The organism is Serratia sp. KG1D (assembly GCF_037150675.1).
Lineage (GTDB): Bacteria > Pseudomonadota > Gammaproteobacteria > Enterobacterales > Enterobacteriaceae > Serratia > Serratia nematodiphila.
The window spans coordinates 1-5,553 of the sequence record NZ_JBAGIH010000012.1 but is presented as its reverse complement, the minus strand read 5'-3'; the positions used below and the strand labels follow the sequence as shown (position 1 = coordinate 5,553).

5 protein-coding genes, 4 tRNA genes and 1 other RNA gene are annotated in these 5,553 nt (G+C 52.1%); 2 read left to right on the top strand and 8 right to left on the bottom strand.

The window, feature by feature from the left end; translation table 11 throughout:
* From WFM45_RS24570 to WFM45_RS24545, 6 genes are all read right to left on the bottom strand, one after another.
* Nucleotides 1–371: GTP-binding protein (locus WFM45_RS24570; RefSeq protein ID WP_040202416.1), on the bottom strand; the 371-nt coding region annotated here is incomplete at its 3' end.
* 109 nt (nucleotides 372–480) lie between these two features.
* Nucleotides 481–556: transfer RNA gene (locus tag WFM45_RS24565), tRNA-Thr, on the bottom strand.
* A gap of 6 nt (nucleotides 557–562) precedes the next feature.
* Nucleotides 563–637: transfer RNA gene (locus WFM45_RS24560), tRNA-Gly, on the bottom strand.
* A 36-nt stretch (nucleotides 638–673) separates the two neighbouring features.
* A non-coding RNA gene (locus tag WFM45_RS24555) (RtT sRNA) lies at nucleotides 674–789 on the bottom strand.
* A gap of 46 nt (nucleotides 790–835) precedes the next feature.
* Nucleotides 836–920 (bottom strand) — tRNA-Tyr (locus WFM45_RS24550).
* A 25-nt stretch (nucleotides 921–945) separates the two neighbouring features.
* A tRNA-Thr gene (locus tag WFM45_RS24545) sits at nucleotides 946–1,021 on the bottom strand.
* A gap of 396 nt (nucleotides 1,022–1,417) precedes the next feature.
* Here WFM45_RS24545 and WFM45_RS24540 point away from each other — a divergent pair.
* Complete coding sequence (locus WFM45_RS24540) at nucleotides 1,418–1,966, top strand: GNAT family N-acetyltransferase (RefSeq protein ID WP_085337720.1); 549 nt, start codon at nucleotides 1,418–1,420, stop codon at nucleotides 1,964–1,966.
* A 219-nt stretch (nucleotides 1,967–2,185) separates the two neighbouring features.
* Entirely contained in the window at nucleotides 2,186–3,136 is a 951-nt protein-coding gene (gene coaA, locus WFM45_RS24535) for a type I pantothenate kinase (RefSeq protein ID WP_025304936.1), read from the top strand.
* A 48-nt stretch (nucleotides 3,137–3,184) separates the two neighbouring features.
* Here coaA and birA read toward each other — a convergent pair whose 3' ends face one another.
* Both birA and murB read right to left on the bottom strand, forming a co-directional pair.
* Nucleotides 3,185–4,147, bottom strand: a complete 963-nt coding sequence (gene birA, locus WFM45_RS24530; protein ID WP_004929427.1) for a bifunctional biotin--[acetyl-CoA-carboxylase] ligase/biotin operon repressor BirA — start codon at nucleotides 4,145–4,147, stop codon at nucleotides 3,185–3,187.
* Nucleotides 4,144–5,181, bottom strand: a complete 1,038-nt coding sequence (gene murB, locus WFM45_RS24525; RefSeq protein WP_336957606.1) for a UDP-N-acetylmuramate dehydrogenase — start codon at nucleotides 5,179–5,181, stop codon at nucleotides 4,144–4,146. The genes birA and murB overlap by 4 nt, the downstream gene beginning before the upstream one ends.
* Nucleotides 5,182–5,553: the final 372 nt, after the last annotated feature.

Genomic DNA, 5,553 nt, shown 5'->3' with positions numbered 1-5,553 from the left:
CGACCCAGCAGGATGTGCTCACGAGTCTGAGGCATTGGGCCGTCAGTCGCAGCTACTACCAGGATCGCGCCGTCCATCTGAGCAGCACCGGTGATCATGTTTTTCACGTAGTCGGCGTGCCCTGGGCAGTCAACGTGCGCGTAGTGACGAGTCGGGGTGTCATACTCAACGTGGGAGGTGTTGATGGTGATACCACGAGCTTTTTCTTCTGGTGCGTTATCGATCTGGTCGAAAGCACGTGCAGAACCGCCGTAGGTTTTAGCCAGTACGGTAGTGATCGCTGCAGTCAGGGTAGTTTTACCGTGGTCAACGTGGCCGATAGTACCGACGTTAACGTGCGGTTTTGTACGTTCAAACTTTTCTTTAGACATCGATTGTCCCTCTAAGACACGGATAAATCGGTGGTATCACCACATCAACCAAGCATTTGCTCGTTGAATCCAGAACAGAAAGAAAATCAGGGGGCGAGAAATTAAGAAGTGGTGCTGATAGGCAGATTCGAACTGCCGACCTCACCCTTACCAAGGGTGCGCTCTACCAACTGAGCTATATCAGCACATCTTGGAGCGGGCAGTGGGAATCGAACCCACATCATCAGCTTGGAAGGCTGAGGTAATAGCCATTATACGATGCCCGCATCCTGGAACTCGGCTACCTGATTTTTCTGTAGAATTTTGGGATGGAGCAGGATTGTTCATCACTCGGCTCGCATCCTTCGGGCCGGCTGCGCCTTGCGCTGCACAGCTCGAACCTTGCCGAAGGCTTTCGCCCTCTCCTCCCGCCATCAACCGTTGCGGTATTTATCGCATCTCAGTTAATCGCCGAAGGCAAGATTTGGTGGTGGGGGAAGGATTCGAACCTTCGAAGTCTGTGACGGCAGATTTACAGTCTGCTCCCTTTGGCCGCTCGGGAACCCCACCAGATTTTAACTACTTGTGACTTGAATGGTGCCGGCTACCGGAATCGAACTGGTGACCTACTGATTACAAGTCAGTTGCTCTACCTACTGAGCTAAGCCGGCATCAAGTGCAGCGCATTCTAGGTAGAGCGGGCGACCTATGCAACAAAAAAATTGCTTTACGCGCACTTTCGCTCATAAATCAGTCAATTTTGCATACTGTCATGCAATTTGCAGCCTGCGGCGTGCAAACATTCATCACTCGCGGCAATCATTCTCTACAATTTTATCCACTTTTTGCAAGCCTTGAGCGCCGCTTTCTCCGTGTCGGGCTTCTCAAAACACTTAACCCGCGATGGTAAACTGTGAGCGGGATCGATGCACCAAAAAGGGGATACCTGCCCCGAACTGCGGCGTGGGCTACACTGATCCCTCGCCCTTTTGCCGTTGCTATGCCTTTCGCCGCTGTGGCTCAGTTATTGCTTCTCTTCATTACCCCCATCCCAGGAGGAATGACCGATGAAAATAGTGCCTATCAACGCCGCTACGTTGCCGATTTACCGCGATGAATTGGCCCGCCTGTTGACCGATGCCGTCACGCACGGCGCTTCTGTCGGTTACGACACCTTAATTCCTCACGAAGACGCCGAGAGCTACTTCCACAGTCTGCGACCGGCCCTGGCCAAAGGCGAGCTGCTGCTGTGGATTGCCCGTGACGATCGCGGCGTCGTTGGCACCGTGCAACTTGAGCTTTGCCAGAAGCCGAACGGCCGTAATCGTGCGGAGGTAGTGAAGCTGTTGGTGCATAGCCGTGCTCGCCGCAACGGCGTAGGTCAGGCTCTGATGAAGACGCTGGAGTACGCGGCACTGCAGCAGCAACGCGGGCTATTGTATCTGGATACGCAGGCCGGTTCGGCGGCAGAAGCGCTTTATCGCAGCCTGGGTTATCGCTGTTTGGGTGAGCTGCCGGATTATGCAGCGGGCCCCGATGGGCATTACCATCCGACCGTCATTTATTACAAACGTCTGTTCACCGTAAGTCAGCCTTCGCGCGCCATCGCCAGTTAGTCTTCAGGCGGTATCCGGCTCTGATGATACCGCCTTGCAACCCCGCTTTATCAACTGCGCGCCGCTTCGCACAATTGACATAAACTGCTGCCTATCGACAACTTTTGCGAAAAAAGTCTACGCCAAAAACGAAGCTGTCTATAATATGCAGCTTGTTTATTCTCTGGAGTTGGCGTCCGGCGCCTTTCCCAACCTGCGTTAACAGGCAGAATTTGGCTTATGATAAAAAGAGATCAATCTTTAGCAACGCCTTACCTACAGTTCGATCGTACCCAATGGGCTGCGTTGCGAGATTCGGTGCCGCTGACGTTGTCGGAAGAAGAGATCGTTAAACTGAAAGGGATTAACGAAGATCTCTCGTTGGAAGAAGTTGCGCAGATTTATCTGCCGCTGTCACGGCTGTTGAACTTCTATATCAGTTCCAACCTGCGTAGGCAGGCGGTGCTCGAGCAATTCCTCGGCACCGACGGGCAAAAGATTCCCTATGTCATCGGCATCGCCGGCAGCGTAGCCGTAGGTAAGAGCACAACCGCACGTCTGTTGCAGGCGTTGTTGAGCCGTTGGCCAGAACACCGCAGCGTTGAGTTGATCACGACCGACGGCTTCTTGCACCCTAATAAGGTGCTGAACGAACGCGGCCTGATGAAGAAAAAAGGCTTCCCGCAGTCTTACGATATGCATAGCCTGGTGAAATTCGTGTCGGAAGTGAAATCCGGCGCCAAACGCGTCACCGCTCCGGTTTATTCTCATTTGATCTATGACGTTGTGCCCGAAGGTAATAAAGTCATCGAGCAACCGGATATTCTGATCCTGGAAGGGCTTAACGTATTGCAAAGCGGTATGGATTATCCTCACGATCCGCATCGCGTATTCGTTTCCGACTTTGTCGACTTCTCTATATATGTCGATGCGCCGGAGACGCTATTGCAAAGCTGGTATATCAATCGTTTTCTGAAATTCCGCCAGGGCGCATTTTCCAATCCCGATTCTTATTTCCATAATTATTCAAAATTGCCGGAACCGGAGGCGATTAATATCGCCACGCAATTATGGAATGAAATTAACGGATTGAATTTGCAGCAGAATATACTGCCCACCCGTGAACGCGCCAGCCTGATAATGACCAAAAGCGCTAACCACGCCGTTGAAAGCGTGCGTTTAAGAAAGTAAGCCTACCGATCGATTCAGGGGACATTACTGTCCCCTTGTCTTTTCTCACTATTCCGCGCTGCGCAGCGATATCTCGCCACCGATGAAGGGCTTGATCTCCCCGTCCTGTTCCAGCAGCAGTGCGCCCTGTGAATCGATTCCTCGGGCGATACCCACAATCTGCCGCTCGCCAATCAGCAGCTTGACCGGCCTGTCGATAAAGTTATCCAGCGTACGCCAGCGACCGATAAAGGGCGCGAGTCCGTCTATCTCAAACTGTTTCAATGACTGACGCAGTTCATTAAGCAAGGTTGCAGCCAGTTCATTGCGATCGATCTGAATTCCCGCTTCCTGTAGGTTAATCCATCCCTGAGTAATGGCGCTGGCATTGGTATCACGCATCGCCAGGTTGATGCCGGCGCCGATGACCAGTTGGGCCGCATCGCCGGTTTTTCCCGTCAGTTCGACCAGGATCCCCGCCAATTTACGATCGTTCAGATAAAGATCGTTAGGCCACTTCACGCGCACATCAGCCGCACCGAGACGCTGCAAGACCTCCGCCATCACCATCCCGATCACCAGGCTAAGCCCCATAGCCGCTGCCGGCCCCTGCTCCAGTCGCCAGAACATCGACAGATATAAATTAGCGCCGAATGGCGAGATCCACTGCCGCCCGCGGCGCCCTCGTCCTGCCTGTTGGTATTCAGCGACGCAGGCATCACCAGAGTGCAATTCGTCGATGCGGTCCAGCAAGTATTGGTTGGTGGAATCGACCACCGGCAACACGCTTACACGCTTGTCTTCCAGCAGGCTGAGGATTCGCTTGGCTTCCAACAGCTGGATGGCGCCAGGCAGGCTATAGCCTTTTCCGGGCACGGTAAAGACATCCAGTCCCCATTCGCGAATGGTCTGAATATGCTTATTGATCGCCGCGCGACTCATGCCCAGTGACTCACCGAGGTGTTCACCGGAATGGAATTCGCCGTCAGCGAGCAGCGCGATCAGTTTTAACGGCACCTTGGTATCTTTCATGACAGCACCGCCACGGCATTCAGTTCACCGGTCGCGCCAATAAAACGCACCTCAGGTTCCAGCCACACGCCGAATTTATCAGCCACCGTCTTGCGTACGTGGCGCGCCAACGCCACCACATCCTGACTGTGGGCGTTGGCGATGTTCACCAACACCAGCGCTTGTTGGCGGTGTACCGCAGCGCCACCGATACGATATCCTTTCAGTTCGCATTGATCGATAAGCCATCCGGCGGCCAGCTTCACCTGGCTATCCTGCTGTGGATAATGCGGCATAGCGGGATATTTAGCGATGAGTTCTGCGGCTTTCTCTGCGTTCACCAGCGGATTCTTGAAGAAGCTGCCGGCATTGCCGGTTTCACGTGGATCGGGCAGCTTGCTGCGGCGCATGGCGCATACGGATTCAAATACCTGAAGCGGCGTCACCGTGGCAGGATCCAGCTTGGCCAGATCGCCGTAGCTCAATTTGGGTTGCCACTGTTTGTTGAGACGCAGACCCAGCCCGACAATGACATGTCCGGTCTGGAAACGGTGTTTGAAAATACTTTCCCGGTAGCCAAAACCACACTCGGCAGCCGGAATACGATCGATAGCGCCGGTAGAGAAGTCCAGCAGATCGACATACTCGCAGACGTCTTTCAATTCGACGCCGTAGGCGCCGATGTTCTGGATAGGGGCAGAACCGGCCAATCCAGGAATCAACGCCAGGTTTTCCAGACCGCAGATCCCAGCCTGCAGCGTATATTGCACCAGGTCATGCCAATTTTCACCGGAACTGACGTGGAGATACCAGGCATCGTTATCTTCCCGAACATCAATACCCTTCAACTGATTGACCATTACTGTGCCAGAAAAATCCTCCAGGAACAGCACGTTGCTACCTTCACCGAGAATCAGCAACGGCTCCTGACGCTTGCGCGTTTGTTGCCACACCTTGAGCATCAGCTCAATTCTATCGGCCATGATCAGGTGCGCTGCGTTGACCGGGAGCGCAAACGTATTGTGGTTTTTTAAAGACGCGCTTTCAGTAGACATAACGTTCAGTACCTATACGGAAATAATCTTCCGACTAGTCTACTCGATTCGAGGCGTCTGGCTAATATTTGTTTTAATTAACGTGAAATTTATCGACTAATACACTGAAGAATTAAGATTTATCTTTGATATAACCGGATAATTCTCATCAGTCTGTTCATAGATAGATATTTTTATTATTTAAATAATAATCTGGAACTATCAATTATATATTTAGCTGGCTATTTCCCTAGCAAAGAAACATTATGCCTCCTTATAAAGATAAGCTACATATGCCCAAAAAGGCATTTTTCAAAGTAATAGATACTGTCAGGATATTTATTTTACGCATAGCAAAAAGCCCTGAACGTCAGTTCAGGGCTTTCGGCTTTA

What these genes read in the sequence shown, in the direction of transcription:
- WFM45_RS24540 (WP_085337720.1), top strand. Translation starts at nt 1,418, where the DNA reads ATGAAAATAGTGCCTATCAACGCCGCTACGTTGCCGATTTACCGCGAT.
- coaA (WP_025304936.1), top strand. Translation starts at nt 2,186, where the DNA reads ATGATAAAAAGAGATCAATCTTTAGCAACGCCTTACCTACAGTTCGAT.
- murB (WP_336957606.1), bottom strand. Translation starts at nt 5,181, where the DNA reads ATGTCTACTGAAAGCGCGTCTTTAAAAAACCACAATACGTTTGCGCTC.
- birA (WP_004929427.1), bottom strand. Translation starts at nt 4,147, where the DNA reads ATGAAAGATACCAAGGTGCCGTTAAAACTGATCGCGCTGCTCGCTGAC.